Source organism: Vibrio sp. 1751, assembly GCF_033339895.1.
In the GTDB taxonomy this organism is placed as follows: domain Bacteria; phylum Pseudomonadota; class Gammaproteobacteria; order Enterobacterales; family Vibrionaceae; genus Vibrio; species Vibrio alginolyticus.
This window is the reverse complement of record NZ_JAWOVM010000007.1, coordinates 86,368-112,580: the sequence shown is the minus strand read 5'-3', so window position 1 is coordinate 112,580 and position 26,213 is coordinate 86,368. Positions and strand designations below refer to the sequence as shown.

Sequence of the window (26,213 nt, the reverse complement as noted above, 5' to 3'; positions counted from 1 at the left end):
TTGATCTGGAATTCTAATTGGCACGACTTTCTCTCCCTAAGTATAGTCAATCTAGACGTCTATACTTCTAAAGCTAACTTAATTAAGTTTAGATGTCGATACGAAATCCGACTTTTCAATCTACTCTTTACATTATGGTAAACCGTACTCGGGGTTGTCACACAATTGTGACTAAAGCAGAGTTTCTGATGAGATAGGTTTGAAACGCAGTGTGTACTATTTGCTGGTAATTATGCGATCACGTTAATATGTGAAGGTGACTTCGTAGTAAGGAAGTCTCAAATTAATGAGCCATACTAAAAACAATCAGCTCACCATTTTGCATTAATGTGCATATTTGGAAACATCGTCAGTGGAGGACATTATGTTCGGTATTTTCAAGAGAAAGACAAAGATTCAGAGCATAGCTCAAGAAGTTCCTTGCGTGCTACTGCATTCGTTTGGTGATAAAGACATTTATACGCCGGAAGAGATTGATCAAGCTCTTCAAAAGCTGGGTTATGATAAGAGCAAGGATATCAGTCATTATCAGTATGCGTATGGAATGTTTGCCGATGAAGCCTCTTACGAGCTCCTAGAACTAACGGATGAGCTAGGTAATTATGGTCATTTCCAACGTGAAGTAGGTAAGATGCTACTCAATACACCTGAGCCGATTGATATGCATATCTACTTTGAAATTTCTCGTCAGCACCAAAACGTCAGCCTTTCACCTGGTCATCAAAAAGTAAGCGAAAGTGATGGTGTGTAAACATCGTTAGTGGTATTCCATCGTGAGATGAGTATAATGCGCGGCCTAATTATCCGGACATGTTGTCGGTTACATTTCTGTTGAGCGTTAATGCCTTATGTTCAAAATGCTTGTCTCTATGCCACCAACGTTGGCGCTGTCGATAGCGATTGTATGTGAAGTGATTGCCACTTCTTATATTCCCAAAACAGAGCAATTTACGAAAGTAATGCCGAGCACAGTCGTTTTGATTGGTTACGGCATCGCTTTCTTCTTGCTTTCCGTCACAGTGCAAACAATGCCTGTCGGGGTTGTTTATGCCATATGGAGTGGTGCTGGGATCGTTTTGGTTGCGACGGTTGGTTACTTTGTTTACGGACAGCGTCTAGACTTACCAGCCCTAGTTGGTATTGGGTTTATCATCGCTGGTGTGTTGATCGTAAATTTATTATCCAAAACAGTAGGGCATGAATAACGCCACTCTACTTGTTTAGTGAATAAGAAGCCGCAGCGAGAAATTGCTGCGGCTTTTTAGTGCAAATTCAATCGCTAATGGCGAGTATTGATATGATGTCTTATTGTTGCATTCATCACGGTCGCATTATGTGATTGAAAAACAGGCATTATTTAGCGCATTGAAAATACAAAGTTATGTTTCTTCAAACTTTAGGAAAGGGCAGTAGATAAATCACTCCGATAGATGTTAACGTGGCGACTCATCTTTACTGCTTTTTCATTCCCTACATATTTCTGCAAAGTTCTTATTGTGTAGTGTGTCGAAGAACCATAGAATCCGCGCGCTTTAATTTATGTTATTGGCGTTATCAATGATAAAAGTGCAGTCCATTATCATTGTTTTTATCACTTATAGATGGGCACATCTGACAATACTTACATGAACAAATACAAAAAGCCTGCATTCAAGGCCGAATTTCTTTTGCCTCGTTACTGGGGAACGTTAATTATCATTAGCGTGATGTACTTACTTAGCCTCCTTCCTTTTAAAGTTCAACTAGCTTTGGGACGCAACATTGGTCGTTTAGCTATGCGACTCATGAGAAAACGTCAAGTTACGATCAGACGCAATCTTGAGCTTTGCTTCCCTCATATGGAAGAATGCCAACGCGAAGCAATTCTAAAAGACAACATCGACAATACTGGCATCGCACTTTTTGAGACTGCAATGGCATGGTTTTGGTCAGATAAACGGGTAAACAAACACGTCACGATAAAAGGCATGGAGCATCTAGAGGCTTTAGAGAAGTCAGGCAAAGGTGCATTAATGTTGGCCGTACACTCAATGAATCTAGAGTTAGGTGCTCGAGCTTTTGGCATTAAAAAGTCTGGAACCGGTGTTTATCGCCCAAACAATAATCCGTGCTTTGATTATTTTCAGTATAAGGGACGCTCTCGCTCTAATCGTACACTGATTGATCGTAAAAACGTCAAAGCCATGCTTGAAGCACTTAAAACGGGTGAGCGGGTTTGGTATGCACCGGACCATGATTATGGTAACCGACGCTCGACATTTGCACCGTTATTTGCCGTTAAAAATGCTTGTACTACGACAGGTACAAGTTTGTTGGTTGATTCTACAGATTGCGCCATTGTGCCTTTTACGATGGTAAGAGGAAAAGACGGACACTATACCCTAACCATTAGTGCGCCCGTCGAAGGTTTCCCGAAAGAGGATCATCAACGTGCCGCCGCATTCGTGAATCAAATAGTTGAAACATCAATCATGGCAAGTCCGAGCCAGTATATGTGGCTTCATCGTCGGTTTAAAACTAGACCAGAGGGTGAGGACTGTTTGTACAAGCCTAGGCTCATCCCTAGCTTGGCATAACACATAGAGAGCCTACAAAAAGCCCAAGGAACATACGAACTTTGGGCTTTTACTTTCTATTCTTTTCGCTTTATAAGTAGCGATCTTTTAGGTGAGCTTGAAAGTGTTTAGCATTCAGTGTTTCACCCGTGGCTTGTTTTACCAACTCATCAGTGGTGAATAAGCTACCTTTACTCCAGATGTTTTCCGAGAGCCAATTGAATATCGGAGCTAAGTCGCCAGAACGAATAACCGCATCTACATCGACGGTTTGTTTCATTGCTGCCATAAATTGTGCAGCGTACATCGCACCGAGCGTGTAGGACGGGAAATAGCCAAAACTTCCGTCTGTCCAATGGATATCTTGCATACAGCCATTTTTGAAGTTTCCTTCGGTTGATAGCCCCAAGTACGCTTTCATCTTTTCGTTCCAGAGTTCTGGTACATCTGTATGTTTGATGACGCCGTTCATGAGATCTCGCTCAATTTCATATCGAAGAATAACGTGAGCAGGATATGTTAGTTCGTCAGCATCTACGCGAATAAAGCCTTTTTCTACGCGAGTGTAAATTTTGGCTAAATTGGCTTTTTCGAATTCACTACCAGAAAAATGGTTAGAAGCCAGTCGAGCGAGGTGATCGATAAACGCGCTGCTTCGTCCTATTTGCATTTCAAAGAAGAGTGATTGTGATTCATGAATACCCATAGAGCGAGCTTCTCCCGCGGGTGTTCCTGATAAATCTTTTGGTAGCCCTTGCTCGTATCGAGCATGGCCAGTTTCGTGGACAATCCCCATCAATGATTGGACAAACTCGTTTTCATTATAACGTGTCGTAATACGCACATCTGCCGGTACACCGCCACAAAATGGGTGGGTACTCTCATCAAGTCGACCGTGTTCAAAATCGAATTGAAGTAGCTTCATGACTTCCAAACCGAGCGCTTTTTGCTTTTCCGCAGGGTAGTGTGCAGTTGGCAATAAGATGTTGTCTGATTGTTGTTTTTCAAGCGCTTCATCGATCAAAGTAGGAAGCCAGGTTTTCACGTCAGCAAAAAGAATGTCTAACGACGCAGACGTTGTGCCAGGTTCATAAACATCGAGCATGGCATCATAAGGAGTCGTGCCATTTGCTTCGGCTCTAATTTGCGCTTCTTCCTGCGATAGCTTTACGACTTCAGCCCAGTTCTTTTCAAAACCAGCCCAGTCATTTTCTCCACGTTGCGTACGCCATGCATGTTCACATTTGGAGCCAGCAAGAGATTGAGCTTGAACTAATGATTCTGGTAGTAAGTTAGCTTGCTGCCACCCACGCTTCATTTCTCTTAGGATAGATTTTTCTTTTGTAGACAGCGTCTCTTCTTCTGCCTGAGCGAAAAGCTCTCCCAAGTGCGGTTGAGTCATTAAAGAATGGATATGTACATCGAGCTCTGCCGTGGCATTCGAGCGTGCTTCAGCGCCACCAGGTGGCATGACCGCCGCTTGATCCCAATCTATGATGGCTGATAGATGCTCAAAATTTGCCACTTTTTTGGAATGTTCAACGAGTTTTGTAAATGCGTTCATGTGACTACTCTTATTCTTTTGTTCTTTCCCTAAACACCCGATAACGGGTCCTTCATATGGTGTTGCACTAAGCAACCTGCGTTAATTTACTAATAATTAACAATTAACTCCAACCCATTGTCCATAAACTCACCCAGTTGTATAGCTCTCTTAAAAAAGAAGCTTGCGAATCTTGTGGATTGGCGGTATTGATGAAGGATTGACAATTAATTATCACGATAATATGGATATTTTGAATTTCGAGGCATTTATTATTGCCATTACGATTTTAACGTTAACGCCAGGTTTAGATACTGCACTTGTTATCCGTAACACTAGCCGATCGGGCCTAAAAGATGGATGTACAACCAGTCTAGGGATTTGCTTTGGCTTATTCGTACATGCTTTTTTTTCTGCGGTTGGTATCTCGGCGATTCTTGCGCAATCAGCAGAGTTGTTCCAAATCGTAAAAATGATTGGTGCGGCTTATCTTATCTGGCTTGGTTTGAGCAGTTTAAAAGCGCTAATGTCGTCGAAAGATGGATTGACCGTGACCGAGCAGATTCACGAAGTGTTTAATGGTAAGCGCTCTTTTAGAGAGGGCTTTCTTTCTAACGTCTTGAACCCGAAAACGGCGGTCTTCTATTTGGCTTTCTTGCCACAGTTTGTGAATCCAGAAGGTTCACCCTTGCTTCAATCAATGATGATGGCATCTGTACACTTTGCTATTGCGATGGTTTGGCAGTGTGGTTTAGCTGGCGCGCTTAACTCGGCTAAAAATCTACTAAAGAATGCAAGCTTTATGAAGTGGATGGAAGGCGCGACGGGCGCAGTATTAGTCGCACTTGGTGTGAAGTTATTAATTGAAAAACCCGTTTAATGCGTAATATTTATCGATTGTTGATACTACTCGCTGTATTTATTGTGGGGATAGGTGCCGCTGTTGCTTGGCATACGTGGCCACAAGTACAGTTTGCGCAACGCGGCATGATCTGGTCTTGGCACTGGGGCTACTTCGAGCCTTTTGCTAATGGAATACAACAAACGCGAACTCAAGACACTAAACAGTTATTGCTCAGGCGTGTGTATTTGCATGACGCTATTGTCGTTTTTGTTTCGACAACTATGGACAATAAATTTGAGGTTGACGTTGTAAAAGAGCAAACCTGTGAACCTAAAACGACAACTTGGGCTTCGGTCTCTGTCAATCATCAACGTGTTAGGCATGTACCTATGGTGTGCGATGCGTTTGGGCAAGGCTACTTTTATCGCTACATCGGGAAACATCTGGAATCGATTGAGGTTGGTGTCGGCGACTCGTTTGTAACAGAAGCATTTTTAGACTGGCCGCTATCAGAGTTGAAAGCGGATCAATTCAAGCAAAAAAATGCGAAGTTTTTTGAAGAACGTGGAGAAAACGTTGAGCATCAATGGTTGAGAGATTAACCATTTAACCGAAGATAAATAAAGCCCGCTAAATAATAGCGGGCTATGTGTTTTTACCATTTCTAATGTGTTTTGCTCTCTGTGACTGGTAGTTTGTGACCGCAAACCTGCCGTTTAACTAAGCTTTCACTGCTTCAACTTCACCTGATTGCGATGTTGAGCTAAAGAACAGTTTGGTTTCTGCCAGTACGACGTGACGCAGTGCGATCAAACCAATTAGGTTAGGAATTGCCATCAGACCGTTTACGATATCAGCCAGTAGCCAAATCATATCGAGGTGAAGGAATGCACCAGATGCCACCAAGCCGACGAAAATCAGTTTGTATGGAAGCACAGCTTTAGTTCCGAACAGGAACACAACGCAACGCTCACCGTAGTAGTTCCAACCAAGAATGGTGGTAAAAGCGAAGAACATCAAACCGATTGAGACGAGCATAGGGCCAAATGTATCTGCATTTAAACCCACCGCAAAAGCATGAGTCGTCATCGCGGCGCCTGCTAGGTCACTTTGCCATGCACCGGTCAGGATTAGAGCAAGGCCTGTCATGGTACAAATAATGATGGTATCGAAAAAGGTACCCGTCATTGAAATTAGGCCTTGTTTAACACAAGAGTCTGTCTTTGCTGCTGCTGCTGCCATAGGCGCGCTACCCAAACCTGATTCATTTGAGAACACACCGCGAGCGATACCTGATTGGATTGCCAGCATGATGCTTGCACCTAAAAAACCACCAGTCGCTGCTGTTGATGTAAAGGCTGAAACCAGCACTAATTCAACGGCATTGAACAATTGGTCTGCATTCATGATGATCACGCTTAAACACGCCAACACATAAAATACAGCCATGGTAGGAACCACTTTTCCTGCAACGTTAGCAATGGATTTGATGCCACCCAAAGTTACGAAAGCAACCAAAAGAGTTAGTACAAAGGCAGATAGCTCACGGTTAACACCAAGAGATATCTCACTTGCATCCAGAATCGCGTTTACTTGTGGAAACGTACCGATACCAAAACAAGCAACACCCAAAGCAAAGACTGCAAACATGATCGCGAGAGCTTTTGAGCCAACACCGTATTGCAAGTAATACATTGGGCCACCAATCATTTGGCCTTTATCATCGACTCTTCGGTACTTAACCGCCAACAAACATTCGGCGTATTTAGTCGCCATTCCGAAAAGGGCAGCGAGCCACATCCAGAATAGAGCGCCTGGTCCACCGAGTTTGATTGCTGTGGCAACACCAACAATGTTACCAGTACCAATTGTTGCTGAGAGTGCAGTACAAAGAGCTGCAAAGCTAGAAACGTCACCTTGAGTATTAGATGACTTATCTTTACTGAATACCATCGCTAGCGCTGTTGGGAGGTGTTTAAACTGGATCAAGCCAAGGCTAAAAGTGAAGTAAACACCTGTACCTACTAGCAAAATAAGCAGCGGTGGACCCCAGACAAAATTATCGATGGTTTGTAGTAAAGATTGTAGGTTGTTCATGATTTCCCCTTAATAAAACAACTAATAAGGAGAAGAGGGAAAGGACGAGATCAACGATCTCTAAAAGAACTAAGCTATTGGTTGTAGGCGGGAAGGCCAAGCCAAAATAGTTAGGTTGTAACTTTCCACTCCTCTGTCCTTTTGCCTGAGAGTTTCACCTTGCGTGAGTGCAAGACTTGCTCCTTCGGCGACCGATTTAACGGTTCTCTCCAGAGGTTCCTCCAACTACAGTCTCCGCTACCTAGGTAGCACCTGAAATAGTTAATTCTTCGGCGAGTTATGCTAATCAAATGTTAAAATTTGATTAATAACCACTCTCCTGCAGTCTTCATCGGAACAATTACTCAATTAAATGAGTAAAGGTTAGTTAATGATGCTGGTCATCATTAACGTGTGAACTCTATCATGTTTTTGGTCCATTTCAACACCCTATGTCAATTTATTTTCAATGAAATAACCTCATCTATTTTCATGAAGGTATGTTTGCCAATCTTTTTGTGCGAGTCACGGCATAAATAAAATTTATTGGGTTAGGGAATGGAACCCAAAAACACTTCAGAACGATAAATGTGTTTCGATTGTTACGACATAAGTTATTCAATTAAGGACACAAAATTGATTAAAATCGGAGCATTTATTTTAAAATCTACGCTAAGTTGACCTTATGGTACGTATAAATGGGTTACAATGAACCTTTGTGAAACAGTCTACGGACCTAGGCAGTTTTTCATGAGTGGACAAGGAGGCGGTATGACCAGATTATTAGCCATTGCGGTGTTGATTGCAGTAGCATTTGTGCTGTTTCGTTATCGAACCAATGAAAAAGTCCAAAAAGCGACCGTTATAACATTAATTGGCGCATTTCTGATTTATACAGCATCAATTATGTTTGCGGAATTGATCCGCTAGCAAAGTAAAAGAGTCCTTGGAGTAGTATACGGTGAGTTCTCAGAACAAAATGGAAGAGCAAGACGACGTAGTTGTCATTGAAGAGCGTGACAAACGTACGCATATCTATATCGCAATCGCTGCGGTGTTAGGCTTGGCATTTGGTGGCCTTGTTGGATCGGTTGTCACTGCGAACAAGTGGGAATCGACTTACCACGTATTAGAAGAAAAGTGTCAAGCACTAACGCAAGATAAAACCCAGTTGGCATCTCAAGTAAAAGTGCGTGAAGAGGCGATCGACCAAGAAATACAAAACCAAGTTAGTGAGTTACTCGCCGCGAAAGATGAAGCTCATCAGAAAGCACTTAAGAAGTTGCAAAAGCAATTGACTGAGGTCGAGAAGGTCAACTTGTCACTAGAGTCTCAATTGAAGCAGCAGGCAGATAAGATCAACACGACGAAGTCAGAAAATGAGAAGTTGAGTCGTCAAGCGGATATGCAAGCGACTATGTTTGAGCGGTCCCGCGAAGTATTCCAGAAAGAGCTAAAAATTTCGCAAGAATTAGAGTCTCTCGAGAAAGAACGGTCGAAATTATTACCTAAGATTGAGAAACTCAAGAAAGAGTGTGACGTATTTTTAGAAGGCAAATCTTGGGACGTGAAGTCGGACGCGTGTGATAAACATGATGAAGCTAATTCACGACTAAGTCAGGTCGATCAAATGATTGAAGTCTATAAAATGGACCTCAAACAAATCAAAGCAATAACGGAAGATATCGGCCTTTAAGTCTTTTGTATCCGGTTTTGAAAAGCAAAAGGAGCTCTTTAAGAGCTCCTTTTTCGTTGTTAGCTATGACTTTTAGCCTGTCGCGTATATTAGATTCGTGAGGCGTCATAGCCTGAGGCGAGCAGGAGCTCTCGTTCGTGTTTAATCAGCTGAGCTCGATCTTCAATTAGTTCATTGAGTGCTTGAGATGGCTTACCTGCTAATGCTTTGAACGAAGCAAAAGATTCCGCGGTGTCGATTTTATCAATCATCTGACTGATGACATTACGAGCCTCACACGGGTTACTCGTCGTTGTAAAGTATTCTACTTGCTTTGCTGCCGATTTCATCTCAGTTAATAGCTCAAGCGGGCTACTTTCTTTGGCTACTGCCATGTAGTTATCCAGCACGCGCTTTGCATAAAGCAGTTCTTTGAGGGGGATATCTCTTCCGCTCTCGATTAGGGATTCGCTAAGGATCATACTTGAGCTCATGGGCATTCCTTCTTATTACTACGCCGCTTTTGATGTTTCCTTGAGTCTAATTTATTGAAGTCACATTGGGAATGGGTAAAAAGCATTTTTAACGCATTTTTATTCATTTATGAAAACACGAATGCGATGCTTATCTGGATCGATAGCCATAAAATTTAACCCATACACTGATGTCGCTGGTGGTTGAACAAACTCAACACCTAGGTCTTTCCAGCGCTTGTAAATGCGCTCTAACATATGACTATTGGGCACCGATAAAGACAACTCGGTGCCACCACCTCTAATTCCGCTGTAGGGTGAAAGATTATCTCTTTGCTTGAGTGTCAACGTTAAGCCTTCGGTCAGTGGAATAGCGGCAAAGGTTGGAGACAACTGCGTGACTTTGCGTTCGAACAGTTTCGAATAAAAAACTTGGCTTATGTGGATGTCCTCAACGTAGAGAACGAATGAATTGATAGTCATCATGGTTTGTTCCTTAATCAATTAGAAGTAGTAGGGGCAATCTAACGGAAAGGAACGACAGGAGTTGTCAGTAGCACATTCTCGAAGGTAAGTGAAAGAATAAGAAAAAGGAGCCGTTTAGCTCCTTTTTATCAGCGGAATCATTGGTATTAATGAGTGTGTTTGGAAGAATACCAGTTGTTTTGATAAGCTTTAGATGCAAATAATGCGTTTGCTTTTGCACGCTCGACAATAGACTCGTCCACCTCTAGCGGCTCCATGGTTTGGCCGTTAAAGTCGTACGCCAGGGTCGATACCTTTTCACCAGGTGAAAGCACAACGAGATTGTCGCGCGTTAAATAACCAAAGTTTTTGTCGTATTGCATCATTGCGCGCTCATCTTCGCGAGCTAGTGGCTTCGTTAAATCACGACCAATCATCGGTGTTTTAGCATCTACCCCAATTAGAGATAACAGTGTAGGCGGCATGTCGATGTTGTTTGCTATGCGGTCATCTTTACGTGGTTGAATGCCTTTACCAAGGATCAATGCTGGAATGTGAAAGTGCTTAACTGGAACAAGGTTAGCGCCAGAAACACGTGCATCATGATCTGCAATTACAATGAAAATGGTATCATCCCAATAAGATGACTTTTTCGCCTTTTCAAAGAAAGTGCCCAAAGCGTAATCGGAATATTTAACGGCGTTGTTACGCGTCATATATTCTGAATCGTATGGCTCAATTTTGCCTTTTGGATACTCATAAGGGCTATGATTACTTGACGTAAAAACTAAGCTAAAAAAAGGTTTGTCGCTTTTTGAAAGGCGTTCAAACTCTTCGTTTGCTTTGTTATATAGATCTTCATCACTAACACCCCAAGAGCCAACAAAGCTTGGGTTGTTATAATCGTCTTCTTCTACTATTTGATCAAAACCGTTACCAAAGAAGAAAGTTTTCATGTTGTCAAAGTTGGCTTCACCGCCGTAAATAAATTGCGTGTGATAGCCTTGAGCTTTCAGTAAGTCCGCGATAGTAAAGAAACCCGTTTGGCTTTTACTCAGCTTCACTACAGCGCGAGAGGGAGATGGAGGAAAGCCCGTGGTTACGGCTTCAATTCCACGAACAGAACGAGTACCAGTGGCGTACATTTGTGTGAACTGCCAACCTTCCTTCATGAGTTCATCAAGGTTTGGTGTTAGAGGCAAACCGCCCAAAGCACCGACAAATTGGGCGCCTAAGCTTTCTTGTAGCAAAATCACTAAGTTTCTATGTTTACCCTGGTAAGTCGCGGGGTTACTGTTCATGGTTGGGAGTAATGAAGGGGTGAAGTCGGACTTTGTTGATGAAGTGCGAACTAATTCCAACATCTTTTGAGTGTCCATTTTTCCGTAGAACTGCTCCGCGCTCTTTTCTGACTTCATGCTATTAACCGCAAACAACAATGAGTAAGATGAGTTCAGTGCTAAGTCGTTAAGCAGTGGATCGTTAGAAAAGGCGACCATAGCAGGATTTAGCGGGCGGTGCCCTAAAGATGAGCGAGCACCTGCAACCCCAAAAAGAACAACGAAAAGTGCCAATAGTGGTCGCCATTTCCAGTTGACCTGCTGCGCCTTATCGGTCAGTTTCTTACTCCACTTCCAACCTAAAGTGATGGTTAAAACTGTACCTAACGCACCAATAAACAGTTCTAATTTGTAGCCAGTCCAGAGCATACTCAAGACTTCTTTTGGGTAGATTAAATATTCCACAAACAGGCGGTTTGGACGTAGGTCGTATTCCTGAATGAATGGCGCTGTTGCTAGCTCCATGTATACAAGCACCCAAAGCCCTAAAACCATCCATATGCGTAATATTCGCTTCCAACACTCTCCCATCTTACCGGTTAATGGCATGAAGGTTGAAAGCAGTGCTGGAAGAATAAATAACCAGCAAAGCGTTGCAATATCTACGCGCAAACCTTGACCTAGGATGTAAATTAAGTCGTTTAGAGAGTCAATACGGTCAATCTGCCAAAAGGCTAGCAAAACTCTTGAGATAGACAGAAATAGAAGCGAAAACAAAGAAAAGGCAGCAATTGGCTGCAAAGGCCCCCACACAGAGCTCTTTGATAATTTTTTCATATTTATTCGAATAGTTTAATTGTTATGTTGTGTTGTTTTTAGCAAAGCAAGCGTGAAATAAACGTGAATTATAATGTGGGTTTATGGTCGAGTAGTGTAAGTGTTGGTATGTCTATGTAAGGGGGAGGGGCGTTTGTGTAAAAAAAAGAGCCAGTTGATAACACCAACTGGCTCTAGAGGTTGATAAAGGCATGATTACATTGCGGCTTTCTTCGCTTCTTCGACCCATGCGTCGAACTTTTTCTGGTTCGCTTTGATCCAGCCATTTACATGAGACTCGATGTCCGCTGAGCTGTTCTTACCTTGGCTCATCATCATATTCTGCGCACTAACATCATTGATATTTAGTTTGATGATTTCAAATAGCTTCGCAGCAGCAGGGTTTTTTTCCGTAAACTCTTTATTGGCAACGATGCGCATAGAGTTCATCTCGAAGCCGTAGTTCTTACCGTTCTCTAGTGTCGTATCAATGTCCTTACGCTCACCAGGAAGTGAAGAGAATGGCACTTCTAACCACACAACATCTTTCCCTGGAACTAAAACGCCACTTACCCAGTACGGTGTCCAAGTGTAGTAAAGAATCGGATCGCCTTTTTTGTAACGTGAGATTGTATCAGCGATAATCGCCGCGTAGTTACCTTGGTTGTGTGTTACTGTGTCACGAAGTTTGAAAGCATCCAACTGATGTTCAACAACCATTTCACAACCCCAACCTGGGTTGCAGCCAGTTAAGTCCGCTTTGCCATCGCCGTTTGCATCGAATAGCTTCGCCAATTTTGGATCTTTTAACTGACCAATGTTCGTGATGTTATATTTTTCCGCGGTTTTCTTATCGATCAAATAACCTTGCGCAGCACCACTTACGTATTGGCCTTTACGGAAGAACTTATCATCACCGCCAGACATCGTGTACTTATCGGCGTGAAGAGGGAACCAACCAACCGCTAAGAAAGTAGCATCACCTTTAGCAATAGAGGTGTAGCCTACGTTGTAGTCCACTTCTTTGGTCGGTTTAACATCGTAACCAAGCTCTTCAAGTGCGCGGTTTACGATCAACGTTTGAAATGTTTCTTCTGCAACGGTTGATTGAACAGGCTGAACAGTGACACCTTCACCCGGTAGTTCACTTGCCACACCATAAGTTGAAAATGCGATAGTACTTAGAGCTCCAACAGAGAGCGCTTTCTTCCATGAATTATTCATTGATGTTTCTCCTAAGTTTTAGATCGTCTTGGTTCGTCTTTGTTTTCAGTTTTAATAGGTATGAAACAGGACCTGTGTGATACCAGCGAAGTTTAGTGTTGCCCGCATTAACCCCTAACACCTGGGTGATACGGTCTAACAAAATCGCAAGAATAACGATGCCTAAGCCACCAACGGCAGCAAGACCCATATCAAGTCGGCCAATACCACGAAGCACCATTTGGCCTAAGCCGCCAACAGCAATCATTGAAGCAATCACTACCATAGAAAGTGACAGCATTAAGGTTTGGTTTACACCTGCCATGATAGTTGGTAACGCCAACGGTAACTGGATGCGATAAAGCATCTGTTTTTTGTTTGCCCCGAAAGAGTGGCCAGCTTCGATAAGCTCTTCAGGTACTTGCTGAATACCCAAAATAGTCAGGCGCACAACGGGAGGCAGGGCGAAAATGATTGTTACTACTACGCCAGGAACGTTACCAATACCAAACAACATAACAATTGGCACAAGGTAAACGAACGCGGGAGTCGTTTGCATTGCATCTAATATTGGCCTAACAAATTTGGCAGCGGTTTGGCTCCTTGCCAACCATATCCCCATTGGTAGCCCTATAAGCAAACAGAAGAAAACGGCGGTTAACACCAGTGCTAGCGTTGTCATCGCTTGTGACCACGCACCAATTAGGCCGATGAAAACAAGGGATACAAGAGTAGAAAAACCAAGTTTTACATTGGAAAACTGCCACGCTAGCAAAAATAAAATGAGTACCATTATAGGCGCAGGTGTAGACACCAAAGCAGTTTCAAACGACGTTAGAATAAAGTCGATTGGAACTCGTATTGCTTGGAAAACAGGTCGACCATGTTCCACCAGCCAGTTCAAACCGGACTCTACCCAGCTATCGAGGGGTAAAACCGCATCTTGGAATGGGTTCATAATATCGAATGGTGCTTGCTCTACAGTTTCTGAGTTGAGCCAATCATTACTTGGCGCGGCCTCTGTACCTTGCGACCAAGGATCATCTTGCGCAGGAGCAGTATTTGACCAGGGATCATTGTTAGTTTGCTCTGAAGACATCGTGTTAATCCTTATCTAGTGTTTGTAGAAGACGTGATTTAGTCACGACACCAAAGTAAGTTCCTTTCTCATCTACGACAGGCACGGCATAAGGAACACCAGCAACCAGACCCAAAATGTCATTAATTGACTGATCAGGCTGAAGAGTAACTTCATCCGGTAATTGAGCACTGGCTAACGAACGGTTTTCTTTATGAGCCAAACGTAGTGAATCAAGAGATACGATGCCGGAATATCGGCTAGATTTATCGACGACAATGCCGTAATCACGGTCGTGATCCATCAGAATCTGCATCGCAGAGCCTGGACCGTCATTTTCCGATTTCTTAAAAACAGCCGCTGGCTTCTTGCGCGCGATATCTTTTGCTGTCAAGACACTTGCGATGTTTACGCCGCGGAAAAACGCTTCGACATAATCATTTGCTGGACTGTGTAATATTTCATCAGGTGTACCAACCTGAACAACCTCACCGTTTTGCATGATGGCGATACGGTCGCCAATGCGCATTGCTTCATCCAAATCATGAGAAATGAAGACAATTGTGCGTTTGTCATCGTTCTGTAGACGAATAAGCTCATCTTGCATCTCAGAACGGATCAATGGGTCTAAAGCGGAAAATGCCTCGTCCATTAATAGGATGTCAGGATCACAGGCTAACGCTCTCGCTAAACCAACGCGCTGTTTCATACCACCGGATAATTCGTCAGGGAAAGATTCTGCATAAGGGTCTAAACCCACTCTTTCTAAGGCGGAAAGGGCACTTTTCTGACGCTCATTAACGTCGATGCCGGCAAGTTCTAAACCAAAGGCAGCATTTTCAATCACCGTCATGTGTGGCATGAGTGCGAAACTTTGAAACACCATTGAGATATTATTACGACGAACTTCTCGAAGTTCATTTTCGGAGATGTGGGCGATATCTCTTCCTTTGAGATAAACACTGCCTTTAGTCGGCTCAATGAGCCGGTTAAGAAGTCGAACAAGGGTGGATTTCCCGGAGCCAGAAAGGCCCATGATTACGAAAATTTCCCCTTCATTTATGGTGAGAGATACATCGTTTACGCCGACTGTTAAACCTGTCTGTTCAAAAATACCGTCTTTATCGACGCCTTTGTCGATAAGCGAGAAGGCTCTCTCTGGGTCTTCTCCAAACACTTTATACAGTCCCTTAACTTCCAGTATGGGATCCATGTTATCTGTCCTTTTTCGTGTGTTTATAACTGTTTAACGATTTGTACTCTAATTAATTTTAGTTCAACTTTCAACGAAAGGGGGTTGGTTAACTAGTTCTGCCGTGCATAGAGAATTCGTTGAGCAAGGTGTGTTCAATTCTTGTTTTTTATATTTAAAACAATTGCTTGTGATGTGTTTTTATCCACCATAACGTTGCCCTGACGTAGGGTTGAATTTATTTTGAATTTTTTTATACATTTCAACTCAACTCGCTTGCATAGATATAAGCTGTGATAGCTTAGAACTCTACATATAAAAGGTTAGAGCTCTAATTTTTGGTTAAGGCTTGGTCCTGTGAAATCGGTTAGGTACTGTTCTCCTTAGATTTATTTATTGCTTGATTTCACTCAGGGTGATATTTATCGCTGTAGTTTAGGCAACGTATGGAATAAAAAATGGAAGCCGAACAGTTAGAAGTGCTCAATTTCATTAGCCAGTACCCACCTTTTGATGACCTACCTGAAGAGCAGCTTAGAAAAATTGCTCTCAATGCCGAGGTTGCATACTTTCGGCAAGGAACAAAAATCCTTAACTTCGGAGATACGATCCGCGACTTGTATATGGTGAGAAGTGGGGCGGTAGAGATTTATCGACGTAAAGGTGAACTCTATAACAGGATTGATGCTGGTGGACTGTTTGGTCAGATGGGGTTGTTGATGAACAACCGCGTACGGATGCCAGCCAAAGCGATAGAAGACACTCTCGTTTACTGTATTCCGGAAAACATCTTCAATGAACTTTGTGATGAGTTTGAAAACTTTGCGGACTACATGGAACTGGAAGATAGCGCGCGTTTGCGAAGCGCAATATCTAGCCGCTCCGAAAGCAATGACTTTACCACCGCTAAGGCACGTAAAATCTTAGCAAGAGATCCAGTAACTCTGGAGGCAACGGCTTCAATTCAGGAAGCTGCGATACTAATGGCAGAGGAAAATGTCACCTCTCTGCTCATTATTCGCCCGACAGAGGAGCTCACAGAAGAAGATGACGAACAGCTGCTTGGAATATTGACTGATCGCGATCTTTGCATTCGCGTACTAGCTCAGGGTATTGATACCAATATTCCAGTGAGTGAGGTCATGAGTTATGACGTGGTTTCATTGGATTATAACGCCTATGTGTTTGAGGCCATGTTAACCATGTTGCGTTACAACGTGCATCATTTACCAATTTTAAAAGATAAAAAGCCGATAGGAATTATTGGCATGACGGACATCGTTCGTTATGAATCTCAGAACAGCCTATTGCTAGTGAGCTCTATTTTTCAGCAAACCAGTGTCGAGGATCTCAAGCAGGTTTCTGAACAAGTAAAAGACTGTTTCGTAAGAATGGTCAATGAAGATGCCAACGCGCACATGATTGGTCGAGCCATGTCGGTTATAGGCAGTAGTTTCAAACAACGCCTCGCTGAATTAGCTGAGCAAGAGTTCGGCCCAGCGCCCATTCCTTATTGTTTAGTCGCAATGGGTTCAATGGCGAGGGATGAGCAGCTAATTGTAACGGATCAAGATAACGCGCTTATTCTCGATAACAGTTATGACGTTGAGATTCACGGAGAGTACTTTGAAAAGTTTGCTAAATTTGTTTGTGATGGTTTAGCGGCATGCGGCTATGCTTATTGTACTGGAGACATTATGGCTACCAACCCAGAATGGCGAAAAACTCGTGCAGAATGGGAAGAATGCTTTGGAAACTGGATAGACAATCCAACCCCTGAGAGATTGTTAAATAGTAATATCTTTTTTGATCTCCTCGGTGTGCATGGGCGAGTGAAATGGGCGGAGCAATTAAGCAGCTTTATTGTGAGACGAGCGAAAAGAAATAACCGCTTTCTTGCTTGTATGGCGTATAACGCAATACGTAGGACGCCTCCACTGGGCTTTTTCAAAGACTTTGTGATGGAGAAAGATGGTCGTCATCGCAACTCGATTAACTTGAAGCGAAGGGGGACGGCTCCGTTGGCCGATTTAATACGGGTGCATTCTCTGGCAATCGGTTCGCGATCGCAAAACTCTTTCGACCGTTTAGATGACATTAATGATGCTGGCATTTTACCGAAAGGTCGAGGTTTGGATTTAAGGGATGCGATGGAGCTAATCTACATGGTTCGAATTCGTCACCAAGCCCTTGATATAGAAAATGGAGAAGAGCCAGACAACAATATTGAGCCGGAGAACATGTCTGAATTTGAACGTCGAAACTTAAAAGCAGCATTTCAAATTCTAAGTAACGCTCAGAACTTCATTAAGTTTCGATACCAGAGAAGTAGCAAATAATGTGGTTCTCAAAAAAAGTAGAAAAAGAACAGCCGTTGTTGGATACATCCCAGACGCCAGAGTGGTCAATGTTGTTCAAACAACTAGCTAAAGAAGCGAAAGACGAGAGGCTCAAACGCTACTATTCGACACCGATGGTTAATGGGGAAACACCAATTGAACAAGTGCCATTTGTCTCGGTAGACTTTGAGACAACAGGATTGAACTCGGAAGAGGATGTCATTCTCACGATCGGACTTGTGCCGTTCACTATTGATCGTGTTCAATGTAATGGTTCTGCTCATTGGGTCGTTAACCCAAACAGAGAGTTAAACCACGAGTCTGTCATTATTCACGGTATCACTGACTCTGAGGTTAAAAACGCGCCGCAGCTGTCTCCGATCTTGGGTGAAATATTGGATGCGTTGTCAGGCAAAGTGGTACTTGTTCACTACAAGAACATTGAAAGGCAGTTCTTTAATAATGCCTTGCTAAATAGCATCGGAGAGGGGATACAGTTTCCTGTTGTTGATACGTTAGATATTGAGTATGCGATACAACGCCGTGAATGCAGAGGTTTTATCAATAAGTTGAAAGGCAAGAAACCCGGTTCTGTACGATTAGGGCACGCTCGTGAAAGATATGGCCTCCCTGCTTATCAACCTCACCATGCCCTGACGGATGCGTTAGCAACTGCGGAGCTGTTTCAAGCACAACTGCAGTATCACTTTAATCGAAACATGCCAATATCTTCGGTTTGGCAATAGGCGTTATTTATGGTGAAAACAATAAAATGCAATGAGAGATAGGGGGCTTTAAGATTATGATGGCGGATTGAGTAACCGCTTATAAGAACAATGTTTTATGAACATGTGCTTGGTAGTGATGAAGACGTTTCATTACTCGAACTCCGACGAAAGTAATTTAAACTTGGTCACGTATTTTTAAGGAGATTATCCGTGAGCACCGATAATAACGGTGGCATTCAACGCCCCGATGGAAAAGTAAACGCAATAGATACTGACTATCAAATTGGTCAGGATAACGTTGCGCTAAAGGTAGGCCCATTTGGCCTTGATATTCACAACCGTGTTTTTGCAATTTCTGGCTTAGCAATCGTCATGTTTGTTGTGATAACACTATTATTCCGAGAACAGGTAGAGCCGTTTTTTGCAGACCTACGAGCGGGTTTGTTACACAATTTAGACTGGTTTTTTCTCGCTTCAGGTAATATTTTTGTCATTGTCTGTGTCGGATTGATCTTCACACCATTGGGCCGTGTGCGAATCGGTGGTACTGAAGCAACACCGGATTACTCCTATGCCGGATGGTTGGCAATGCTATTTGCTGCAGGTATGGGCATTGGTCTCGTATTCTTCGGTGTATCAGAACCGATGTCCCATTTTAGTTCTGCGATTGGTGGCGTGAGCGTTGAGAATGGTGTACGTACTGACTGGGCACCGCTAGGTGGTGCAGAGGGCGATGCAACTGCAGCTTCGGCATTAGGGATGGCTGCGACGATTTACCACTGGGCACTTCATCCGTGGTCAATATACGCGCTCTTGGCTCTTGGACTGGCTATCTTTTCATTTAACAAAGGTTTGCCACTCACTATGCGCTCAATTTTTTACCCTTTGTTTGGTGAGCGTGTATGGGGTTGGACTGGTCATATTATCGATATTCTTGCAGTGGTAGCGACGGTTTTTGGTTTAGCAACATCGCTAGGCTACGGTGCGTCTCAAGCCGCAACGGGTTTGAACTTCCTGTTTGATGTCCCAATGACCAATACCACGCAGGTTATATTGATTATTGGTATTACTGCGCTCGCTTTAATCTCTGTTGTGGCTGGACTCGATAAGGGCGTGAAAATCTTATCTGAAATCAACATGGGTCTTGCAGCGCTGCTATTGCTATTTGTTATTGTTGTTGGCCCGACGATTGCGATTTTAACTGGTTTCTTCGAGAACATCGTTTCCTATGTGGCTAATATCCCTGCCTTATCTATGCCATTTGGACGAGAGGATGTGAATTACTCTCAAGGCTGGACGGCGTTTTACTGGGCGTGGTGGATTTCTTGGTCACCATTTGTGGGTATGTTCATCGCACGTGTGTCTCGCGGTCGTTCAGTTCGTGAGTTTATTATTTGCGTTATTCTTATCCCATCTTCAGTTTGTGTGTTATGGATGACGGCTTTTGGCGGTAACGCAATTAGCCAATACGTTAATGATGGCTACGAGGCGGTGTTTAACGCAGAACTGCCTTTAAAACTTTTTGCCATGTTAGATGTTATGCCATTGGCTGAGATAACATCTTTTGTCGGCATTATCTTAGTCGTGGTGTTCTTCATTACCTCTTCTGACTCAGGATCACTGGTTATTGATACTATTGCTGCGGGCGGTAAGGTCGATGCACCAACGCCACAACGCGTGTTCTGGTGTACGTTTGAAGGTTTGGTTGCGATTGCATTGATGTTGGGTGGTGGTCTAGCTGCTGCTCAAGCAATGGCGGTGACGACTGGTTTACCATTTACTATTGTTTTGCTTGTTGCAACGGTATCTTTGATAAAAGGTTTGATGGATGAACCTCGTCCAAAGGCGGTTTCTAAGAAATCAAAATAACTAGTATCAGCAGTTAAATTATTGATAAAAGCGGTATGCGAAAGCATGCCGCTTTTTTTTGGATTTCTATTTTTCTCTGAGAAATGAACAGCATGGAAAATGGTCTTATTCTGGTTGTTTTTTGTACTGTGCATTTAGGTGACTATTTAATAAATTAGACCTCGAACTATTTTAACTTTTGGTTAATAGGTTTATTTTTGTGATCCATATCACAAAAATACCGATAAAAAGGCGGATTATTTGATTTTTAGTCGCGAGGGATGCCCATAATAAAAAGGAAATTTAATTAGACCTCAAAGGATATGTATTTTCACATGATCACATCAGCACCTTGGGTCCTTTATCCAGAGATTGGAGAAGACTCAAGTAAAAAATGGATTTTTCGTGAGCCTAAAATCTCTGATGGTGACGACATTTACAGCTTGATTGCAGACTGTCCTCCATTGGACATGAACTCATCTTATTGCAATTTCCTACAGTCTACGCATTTCAGCAAAACCAGTATTTTGGTTGAGCAAAAAGGCGAAATCGCAGGTTTCATTTCCGGTTATCAGAAACCAGACGAGCAAGACGTTTTATTTGTCTGGCAAGTTGCAGTCTCACCTCGCTTTAGAGGTCATGGTTTAGCATTCCGCATGTTGAAAGAACTTCTCACCCGAGAGGAATTAGGCGGTGTTAAATCGGTAGAAACTACCATCACGGAAGATAATAAAGCCTCTTGGGCACTGTTCAAAAAGTTAGATGCGATTAACGGCAATTCTGGCCAAGTAAGCACATTTTTGGATGAAGAAGCCCACTTTAAAGGCAAACACGATACAGAATATTTGTATCGCATTCCTCTCAAATAATCCTCAAACAATAGGAATTAAAAACGGTCTCATCATGGATATTTTCAAAAAGCAGGAATCCAACGTACGCTCATATTCAAACAATTTCCCGGTCGTTTTTCGTAAAGCGAAAGGCTGCTGGCTAGAAACAGAACAAGGTGAACGATACTTAGACTTCCTTGCTGGAGCGGGATCTCTAAATTACGGCCATAACAATCCAGTACTAAAACAAGCGTTGCTTGAGTACATTGAAATGGACGGTATTACTCACGGTTTGGATATGCACTCAGAAGCGAAAGCATCGTTTCTGGAAGCGTTGGATACTTACATCCTTAAACCAAGAAACTTGGATTACAAGGTTCAGTTTACGGGCCCAACAGGTACTAACGCTGTTGAGGCGGCATTGAAGCTGGCTAAAAAAGTAAAAGGCCGCGACAGCGTCGTTGCGTTTACTAACGGCTTCCATGGTTGTACTGCTGGCGCACTGGCTGCAACGGGTAACCAGCATCACAGACAAGGTAATGGTTCTAGTCTAAGTAACGTCACTCGTATTCCATTTGAAGGTTACGCTGGCGTAGATGGTCTCGCGCTGTTCGAAACCATGCTAAATGATAACTCTGCAGGTATGGATAAACCAGCCGCTGTACTTCTTGAAACTGTGCAGGGTGAAGGTGGTTTAAATGCTGCTTCAAACGAGTGGTTACAACGTTTGAGCAAAATCTGTAAAGCCAATGACATTCTTGTGATTGTCGATGACATTCAAGCAGGTTGTGGACGTACCGGTACTTTCTTTAGTTTCGAGCCGTCTGGTATCCAACCGGATATCGTGACGCTATCGAAGTCGATCGGTGGTTACGGTTTGCCGATGGCTGTCGTATTACTTAAGCCTGAGCTTGACCAGTGGAAGCCAGGCGAGCATAACGGTACGTTCCGTGGCAATAATCACGCCTTTATTACCGCTGCAAAAGCACTAGAAATTTACTGGGCAAACGATGATTTTGAAACACACATCAAGCAGTGTTCAGACAAGGTAAGTGCTGTTATTGACCGTTGTGTTCGTCGCTTTCCACAAATGTTTGTGCAGAAAAAAGGCCGCGGCATGATGGTTGGTATTGAATGTATCAATGGTGACATGGCATCTGAAATCGCGAAAAACTGTTTCGAGAATGGAATGGTGATAGAGACAGCGGGTCCAGACGATGAAGTTGTGAAGTTCTTCTGTCCACTAACCATCAGCGAATCAGAGCTAGATCAAGGACTAAGCATCTTTGAAAATGCAGTAGAGACTATCGCTGCGAAACATTTCAAACAAGCATCTTAATAAGGATTTTAATTATGATCGTCAGAACTCTAGATGAATGCCGCAACAGCGAACGACGTGTTGTTTCAGATAACTGGGAAAGTGTCCGCATGTTGTTGAAAGACGACAACATGGGTTTCTCTTTCCACGTCACAACGATTTATGAAGATACAGAAACTCATATTCACTATCAAAACCACCTTGAATCGGTGTTTTGTATGAGTGGTGAAGGTGAGATTGAAGTTGTAGGTGGAGAAACGTACCCAATCAAACCAGGTACATTATACATCCTTGATAAACACGATGAGCACTACTTGAGAGCTTATAAGAATAAAGAAATGGTAATGGCGTGTGTGTTTAACCCACCGATTACTGGCGCTGAAGTGCACGATGAAAACGGTGTTTATCCTCTCGTTGACTAAAAGATGATGGTGGGGTGCTTTGCCACCCCACACTTTACTATCTCTTCTTTTTTCTTTTTAAAGTTACCAATCAAAAAAGGCTTATCATGACATTTACCGTAGAAAAAATCGGCGGTACATCAATGACAGCATTTGATGCTGTTCTCGACAATATTATTCTTCGTCCCAAAACACCATACAATCGTATTTTTGTCGTATCTGCATACGGTGGCATGACCGATGCGCTGCTCGAGTGTAAAAAAACCAGTAAACCAGGCGTTTATCAGCTTATCGCGAAACGCGACGACAAATGGGAAGAAGCGTTAGCGTACGTTGAAAGCCGTATGTTGCTGACCAATGAAAATATTTTTGCGGACCCAATGAATCGTATCCGTGCGGATAAATTCATTCGCTCCCGCATTGCTGAAGCGAAAAACTGTATCGCGAATATTTTAGAAACCTGTCAGTACGGTCAATTTTCGTTGCGCCAGTACTTGCCTCAAATTCGAGAGTTTCTCTCGTCTATCGGTGAGGCACATAGTGCTTACAACACAGCACTAAAACTAAAAAATATGGGTATTAACGCTAAGTTCGTTGACCTGTCTGGTTGGGATAATCATGCGCCAAGAAGCCTTGATGAGTCGATTAGTGACGCGTTTGCTGATATCGATGTATCAAAAGAACTGCCAATTGTGACAGGTTATGCTTACTGTAAAGAGGGCCTAATGCACACTTATGACCGAGGTTATAGTGAGATGACATTTAGCCGAATTGCAGCAATAACAAAAGCGGATTTAGCAGTAATTCACAAAGAGTACCACTTGAGCTCAGCAGACCCACGCGTTGTTGGTCCTGAAAAAGTATTACCAATTGGTAGTACAAACTATGACGTAGCAGACCAACTTGCGAACCTTGGCATGGAAGCTATTCACCCAAATGCCGCTGCGGGTTTGCGTGAAAGTGGTATTGAGCTACAGATTAAAAATACATTCGAACCTGAACACGAAGGTACTTTGATCTCTTCAAGCTATCGTCCGGAAGAAGACAAAGTCGAGATCATCGCAGGTAAAGAAAAAGTATTTGCACTGCATTTGTTTGACCAAGCAATGGTAGGAAAAGCCGATAACGTTAGTTACGAATTGATGGAAATCATCTCCGATGCTCGTGTAAGTTTGGTTGGTAAAGAGATGAACGCGAACTCTATTACTTACTATCTAGGTGGCAGTACTGATAGCTTAAACAAAGTATTGTATAAAGCCGAGAAACGTTATCCGAATGCCTCGATTAAAGGCCGTATGGTCGCGCTTATCTCAGCCATCGGTTCTCAAATTGATACCAATAAGACGTTGGCGAAAGGTGTGCTTGCATTGATGAATAATGGCGTTACGCCAGTTGCACTGCACTCATCATTGAGAAATGTAAATGTTCAATTTGTTGTCGGTGATAAGGAATACCAGCACGCGATTTGCGCATTGCATGATGAGTTTTTCCAAAGTAGCAGTTTAGCTAAATCGGTTAATGTGGCTTAGTTTATCCACGGTTAAAATACAAAGGAGAGCAGGTTAGCTCTCCTTTTTTTTGTTTTTCAGTTTGTACTCACAATGCCCACTTTGTATAGGCTAAACAGGCGATTTAAGTAAGTTCCTATGTGGCGATACACATAAGTCAGCAGAATGGTCTGCTGGCTTATGTTACTGATTAACTAACGTTAACTTAGTTTACTTAAACTTGCTGATTTCTTGTTCAACTTTGTTTAGTTGTTGCAGCTTCTCTTGCATTTTTAGAGAGTCGTAGTTTAGTGAAGCAGGGTTCATCGCTGTGCCACGTTGCATTGGGTATTCTGGAAGTGTTTTAAAGAACTCTCCCACAACGTCTTGTACAGGTACAAATAGCCACATGTTGTCAGCCATCCAACGCAAGTACATTTGTGATTCGCTTGGGCCTTTTTCGAATGGGTCAGCGCGTAGGTGGATGATTTTAGGCCAGTTCGGAGCAAAACGAACTGCGTTACTTAGGTTCCCTTCAAGCGTTGCAAAGTGAAGTTTCCAGTCATTCCAGCGGACAGCGTTTAATTCACCATTAGACGTAAAGTAAAGCAGCGACTCACGAGGGCCTTTTTCTTCCTTACCTTCAAAGTATGGCATGAAGTTATAACCATCTAAATGTACACGCCACTCTTTGCCATTTGCTTTGTAGCCTTCTGCCAGTTTTTCTTTTACATCAGGTACGCCAGCAGCTGCCAATAATGTAGGCAACCAGTCTTGGTGTGCCATCATTTCATTGATCTTGGTTCCTGGCTTAATTACGCCTGGCCAACGAACCAGTTGAGGAACACGCATACCGCCTTCCCAAGTTGTACCTTTTTCACCATGGAATGGTGTTGCGCCACCATCTGGCCAAGTCATGGTTTCTGCGCCGTTGTCCGTTGAGTAGATAACGATAGTGTTGTCTGCAACACCTAGCTCATCCAGCTTGTCGAGTAAAACACCTACATGATCATCGTGTTCCAGCATACCATCGGCATAAATGCTTACGCCTGATTTACCTTGGTATTTTTCCTGCAAGCGAGTCCAAACGTGCATACGAGTGGCGTTATGCCAAATAAAGAAGGGTTTATCCGCCTTAACTGCTTTTTCCATAAATGCCAAAGAGCTCTCTAGGAACTCTTCATCTGCGTGCTCCATACGTTTTCGTGTCATCGGGCCAGTGTCTTCAATCTTACCGTCGGCATAAGACTTAATGACACCACGAGGGCCATAGTTTTTACGAAACTCTGGGTCTTTAGGGTAGTAATAAGTTTCAGGTTCTTCTTCTGCGTTTAGGTGATATAAGTTACCGAAGAATTCGTCAAAGCCGTGTTTTGTCGGTAAGTGCTTATCTTGGTCACCTAAGTGGTTTTTACCAAATTGACCCGTCATGTAACCTTGTTCTTTTAACAGGTCTGCAATGGTTGGCGCCCAATCAGGTATGCCGTGGTCAGAGCCTGGCATACCAATTGTTAACAAACCCGTACGAAATGGCTCTTCACCCGTAATAAAGGCAGCGCGACCAGCAGTACAAGACTGTTGTCCGTAGTGATCTGTGAACAACGCACCTTCATTCGCGATACGGTCGATGTTTGGCGTTTTGTAACTCATCATACCTTGGTTGTATGCGCTGATATTCCAGTAGCCGATATCGTCACCAAAAATTGCCAGAATATTCGGTTTGTCGGCTGCCATAGCAGCACTGGACGCCGCTAACAGTCCTGCGCCCACAGCGATTTTGCTCAATTGATTTGCCATAAAAACTCCAGATTGTTGAGAGTAAAGATAAGCACAAGTGAGCCTTATGCTTAGTTGCTGCATAAGTTAATGATGTATATAGAAAAATCCTCTTATACTCGATATAACCATAAGTTATTGCTAGGTTGTAACTATTTGTTAATTAAGAAGAAATAGGATTGTTCTGTTAGTTTGTAGAGATTCGTAAAGTAGATTTAGATCACTGAAGAGCCTTATTTTTATTGCGTAGTAGAAGAGGGGATGGAAATGAAAAACAATAGGATGC

At 42.9% G+C, this 26,213-nt stretch carries 23 protein-coding genes and 1 riboswitch; of the genes, 14 read left to right on the top strand and 9 right to left on the bottom strand.

Annotated elements, in window-relative coordinates:
• Positions 1–364 precede the first annotated feature (364 nt).
• The 3 genes from R7041_RS04795 to R7041_RS04785 all read left to right on the top strand — a co-directional run bounded on the left by R7041_RS04795 (position 365) and on the right by R7041_RS04785 (position 2,576).
• Positions 365–751, top strand: a complete 387-nt coding sequence (locus R7041_RS04795; RefSeq protein WP_005377791.1) for a DUF6559 family protein — start codon at positions 365–367, stop codon at positions 749–751.
• 97 nt (positions 752–848) lie between these two features.
• Positions 849–1,205 carry a DMT family transporter gene (locus tag R7041_RS04790; RefSeq protein ID WP_054574104.1) on the top strand — a complete coding sequence of 119 codons (357 nt, stop codon included), beginning with the start codon at positions 849–851 and terminating at the stop codon, positions 1,203–1,205.
• Positions 1,206–1,625: 420 nt separating this feature from the next.
• Positions 1,626–2,576 (top strand): LpxL/LpxP family Kdo(2)-lipid IV(A) lauroyl/palmitoleoyl acyltransferase, encoded by a 951-nt coding sequence (locus R7041_RS04785; protein WP_064369089.1) that lies wholly within the window; start codon positions 1,626–1,628, stop codon positions 2,574–2,576.
• Positions 2,577–2,646: 70 nt separating this feature from the next.
• Here R7041_RS04785 and R7041_RS04780 read toward each other — a convergent pair whose 3' ends face one another.
• Positions 2,647–4,119 (bottom strand): carboxypeptidase M32, encoded by a 1,473-nt coding sequence (locus tag R7041_RS04780; protein ID WP_258512263.1) that lies wholly within the window; start codon positions 4,117–4,119, stop codon positions 2,647–2,649.
• Between the two features lie 223 nt (positions 4,120–4,342).
• On the opposite strand from R7041_RS04780, the gene R7041_RS04775 reads away from it, so the two are divergent.
• A complete protein-coding gene (locus tag R7041_RS04775) occupies positions 4,343–4,978 on the top strand; it encodes a LysE family translocator (protein WP_017820932.1) in 636 nt (211 codons plus the stop codon).
• Positions 4,978–5,544, top strand: a complete 567-nt coding sequence (locus R7041_RS04770) for a hypothetical protein (protein WP_005385713.1) — start codon at positions 4,978–4,980, stop codon at positions 5,542–5,544. The genes R7041_RS04775 and R7041_RS04770 overlap by 1 nt, the downstream gene beginning before the upstream one ends.
• A 118-nt stretch (positions 5,545–5,662) precedes the next feature.
• Here the strand turns inward: R7041_RS04770 and R7041_RS04765 are convergent, their stop codons facing one another.
• Positions 5,663–7,039 carry an alanine/glycine:cation symporter family protein gene (locus tag R7041_RS04765; protein ID WP_005377785.1) on the bottom strand — a complete coding sequence of 459 codons (1,377 nt, stop codon included), beginning with the start codon at positions 7,037–7,039 and terminating at the stop codon, positions 5,663–5,665.
• A 123-nt stretch (positions 7,040–7,162) separates the two neighbouring features.
• A riboswitch (glycine riboswitch) is annotated at positions 7,163–7,262 on the bottom strand.
• A gap of 527 nt (positions 7,263–7,789) precedes the next feature.
• On the opposite strand from R7041_RS04765, the gene R7041_RS04760 reads away from it, so the two are divergent.
• Together R7041_RS04760 and R7041_RS04755 are read left to right on the top strand one after the other, a co-directional pair.
• Entirely contained in the window at positions 7,790–7,948 is a 159-nt protein-coding gene (locus tag R7041_RS04760) for a hypothetical protein (protein WP_005377784.1), read from the top strand.
• A 31-nt stretch (positions 7,949–7,979) separates the two neighbouring features.
• The gene (locus tag R7041_RS04755; RefSeq protein WP_258512261.1) at positions 7,980–8,714 is read left to right on the top strand and encodes a chromosome partitioning protein ParA; all 735 of its coding nucleotides are present in this window, start codon (positions 7,980–7,982) and stop codon (positions 8,712–8,714) included.
• 89 nt (positions 8,715–8,803) lie between these two features.
• On the opposite strand, the gene R7041_RS04750 is transcribed toward R7041_RS04755, so the two are convergent.
• The 6 genes from R7041_RS04750 to proV all read right to left on the bottom strand — a co-directional run bounded on the left by R7041_RS04750 (position 8,804) and on the right by proV (position 15,221).
• A complete protein-coding gene (locus R7041_RS04750) occupies positions 8,804–9,187 on the bottom strand; it encodes a hypothetical protein (protein ID WP_005377782.1) in 384 nt (127 codons plus the stop codon).
• 99 nt (positions 9,188–9,286) lie between these two features.
• Positions 9,287–9,652: a VOC family protein gene (locus tag R7041_RS04745; protein WP_258512260.1), complete on the bottom strand. Its 366-nt coding sequence runs from the start codon at positions 9,650–9,652 to the stop codon at positions 9,287–9,289.
• 146 nt (positions 9,653–9,798) lie between these two features.
• A complete protein-coding gene (locus R7041_RS04740) occupies positions 9,799–11,748 on the bottom strand; it encodes an LTA synthase family protein (protein ID WP_258512259.1) in 1,950 nt (649 codons plus the stop codon).
• A 195-nt stretch (positions 11,749–11,943) separates the two neighbouring features.
• Positions 11,944–12,951, bottom strand: coding sequence for a glycine betaine/L-proline ABC transporter substrate-binding protein ProX (proX, locus tag R7041_RS04735; protein ID WP_054865582.1), 1,008 nt, complete (start codon positions 12,949–12,951; stop codon positions 11,944–11,946).
• Positions 12,944–14,029, bottom strand: coding sequence for a glycine betaine/L-proline ABC transporter permease ProW (gene proW / locus R7041_RS04730; RefSeq protein ID WP_005377778.1), 1,086 nt, complete (start codon positions 14,027–14,029; stop codon positions 12,944–12,946). The genes proX and proW overlap by 8 nt, the downstream gene beginning before the upstream one ends.
• Before the next feature lie 4 nt (positions 14,030–14,033).
• Positions 14,034–15,221 carry a glycine betaine/L-proline ABC transporter ATP-binding protein ProV gene (gene proV, locus R7041_RS04725; protein WP_005377777.1) on the bottom strand — a complete coding sequence of 396 codons (1,188 nt, stop codon included), beginning with the start codon at positions 15,219–15,221 and terminating at the stop codon, positions 14,034–14,036.
• 437 nt (positions 15,222–15,658) lie between these two features.
• Here proV and R7041_RS04720 point away from each other — a divergent pair, with 437 nt between their 5' ends.
• From R7041_RS04720 to R7041_RS04690, 7 genes are all read left to right on the top strand, one after another.
• Positions 15,659–17,539: a DUF294 nucleotidyltransferase-like domain-containing protein gene (locus R7041_RS04720; protein ID WP_005377775.1), complete on the top strand. Its 1,881-nt coding sequence runs from the start codon at positions 15,659–15,661 to the stop codon at positions 17,537–17,539.
• On the top strand, positions 17,539–18,285 hold the full coding sequence (locus R7041_RS04715; protein ID WP_182016200.1) for a 3'-5' exonuclease: 747 nt from the start codon (positions 17,539–17,541) through the stop codon (positions 18,283–18,285). The genes R7041_RS04720 and R7041_RS04715 overlap by 1 nt, the downstream gene beginning before the upstream one ends.
• A 192-nt stretch (positions 18,286–18,477) precedes the next feature.
• Positions 18,478–20,136, top strand: coding sequence for a BCCT family transporter (locus R7041_RS04710; RefSeq protein WP_005377772.1), 1,659 nt, complete (start codon positions 18,478–18,480; stop codon positions 20,134–20,136).
• Between the two features lie 314 nt (positions 20,137–20,450).
• Positions 20,451–20,984, top strand: coding sequence for a diaminobutyrate acetyltransferase (gene ectA / locus R7041_RS04705; protein ID WP_047100663.1), 534 nt, complete (start codon positions 20,451–20,453; stop codon positions 20,982–20,984).
• A 34-nt stretch (positions 20,985–21,018) separates the two neighbouring features.
• Entirely contained in the window at positions 21,019–22,284 is a 1,266-nt protein-coding gene (ectB, locus tag R7041_RS04700; RefSeq protein ID WP_017820939.1) for a diaminobutyrate--2-oxoglutarate transaminase, read from the top strand.
• A 14-nt stretch (positions 22,285–22,298) separates the two neighbouring features.
• A complete protein-coding gene (locus tag R7041_RS04695; RefSeq protein ID WP_047100662.1) occupies positions 22,299–22,685 on the top strand; it encodes an ectoine synthase in 387 nt (128 codons plus the stop codon).
• Positions 22,686–22,771: 86 nt separating this feature from the next.
• Positions 22,772–24,193, top strand: coding sequence for an aspartate kinase (locus R7041_RS04690; protein WP_258512461.1), 1,422 nt, complete (start codon positions 22,772–22,774; stop codon positions 24,191–24,193).
• 189 nt (positions 24,194–24,382) lie between these two features.
• Here the strand turns inward: R7041_RS04690 and R7041_RS04685 are convergent, their stop codons facing one another.
• A complete protein-coding gene (locus R7041_RS04685; RefSeq protein ID WP_258512460.1) occupies positions 24,383–25,948 on the bottom strand; it encodes an arylsulfatase in 1,566 nt (521 codons plus the stop codon).
• Between the last annotated feature and the right edge of the window lie 265 nt (positions 25,949–26,213).

Bases quoted from the DNA above. Each gene is read 5' to 3' on its own strand.
- R7041_RS04795 (WP_005377791.1), top strand. From the start codon at position 365: ATGTTCGGTATTTTCAAGAGAAAGACAAAGATTCAGAGCATAGCTCAA.
- ectB (WP_017820939.1), top strand. From the start codon at position 21,019: ATGGATATTTTCAAAAAGCAGGAATCCAACGTACGCTCATATTCAAAC.
- R7041_RS04775 (WP_017820932.1), top strand. From the start codon at position 4,343: ATGGATATTTTGAATTTCGAGGCATTTATTATTGCCATTACGATTTTA.
- R7041_RS04745 (WP_258512260.1), bottom strand. From the start codon at position 9,652: ATGATGACTATCAATTCATTCGTTCTCTACGTTGAGGACATCCACATA.
- ectA (WP_047100663.1), top strand. From the start codon at position 20,451: ATGATCACATCAGCACCTTGGGTCCTTTATCCAGAGATTGGAGAAGAC.
- R7041_RS04785 (WP_064369089.1), top strand. From the start codon at position 1,626: ATGAACAAATACAAAAAGCCTGCATTCAAGGCCGAATTTCTTTTGCCT.
- R7041_RS04690 (WP_258512461.1), top strand. From the start codon at position 22,772: ATGACATTTACCGTAGAAAAAATCGGCGGTACATCAATGACAGCATTT.
- R7041_RS04790 (WP_054574104.1), top strand. From the start codon at position 849: ATGTTCAAAATGCTTGTCTCTATGCCACCAACGTTGGCGCTGTCGATA.
- proW (WP_005377778.1), bottom strand. From the start codon at position 14,029: ATGTCTTCAGAGCAAACTAACAATGATCCCTGGTCAAATACTGCTCCT.
- R7041_RS04760 (WP_005377784.1), top strand. From the start codon at position 7,790: ATGACCAGATTATTAGCCATTGCGGTGTTGATTGCAGTAGCATTTGTG.
- R7041_RS04780 (WP_258512263.1), bottom strand. From the start codon at position 4,119: ATGAACGCATTTACAAAACTCGTTGAACATTCCAAAAAAGTGGCAAAT.
- proX (WP_054865582.1), bottom strand. From the start codon at position 12,951: ATGAATAATTCATGGAAGAAAGCGCTCTCTGTTGGAGCTCTAAGTACT.
- proV (WP_005377777.1), bottom strand. From the start codon at position 15,221: ATGGATCCCATACTGGAAGTTAAGGGACTGTATAAAGTGTTTGGAGAA.
- R7041_RS04770 (WP_005385713.1), top strand. From the start codon at position 4,978: ATGCGTAATATTTATCGATTGTTGATACTACTCGCTGTATTTATTGTG.
- R7041_RS04750 (WP_005377782.1), bottom strand. From the start codon at position 9,187: ATGAGCTCAAGTATGATCCTTAGCGAATCCCTAATCGAGAGCGGAAGA.
- R7041_RS04715 (WP_182016200.1), top strand. From the start codon at position 17,539: ATGTGGTTCTCAAAAAAAGTAGAAAAAGAACAGCCGTTGTTGGATACA.
- R7041_RS04685 (WP_258512460.1), bottom strand. From the start codon at position 25,948: ATGGCAAATCAATTGAGCAAAATCGCTGTGGGCGCAGGACTGTTAGCG.
- R7041_RS04720 (WP_005377775.1), top strand. From the start codon at position 15,659: ATGGAAGCCGAACAGTTAGAAGTGCTCAATTTCATTAGCCAGTACCCA.
- R7041_RS04765 (WP_005377785.1), bottom strand. From the start codon at position 7,039: ATGAACAACCTACAATCTTTACTACAAACCATCGATAATTTTGTCTGG.
- R7041_RS04740 (WP_258512259.1), bottom strand. From the start codon at position 11,748: ATGAAAAAATTATCAAAGAGCTCTGTGTGGGGGCCTTTGCAGCCAATT.
- R7041_RS04695 (WP_047100662.1), top strand. From the start codon at position 22,299: ATGATCGTCAGAACTCTAGATGAATGCCGCAACAGCGAACGACGTGTT.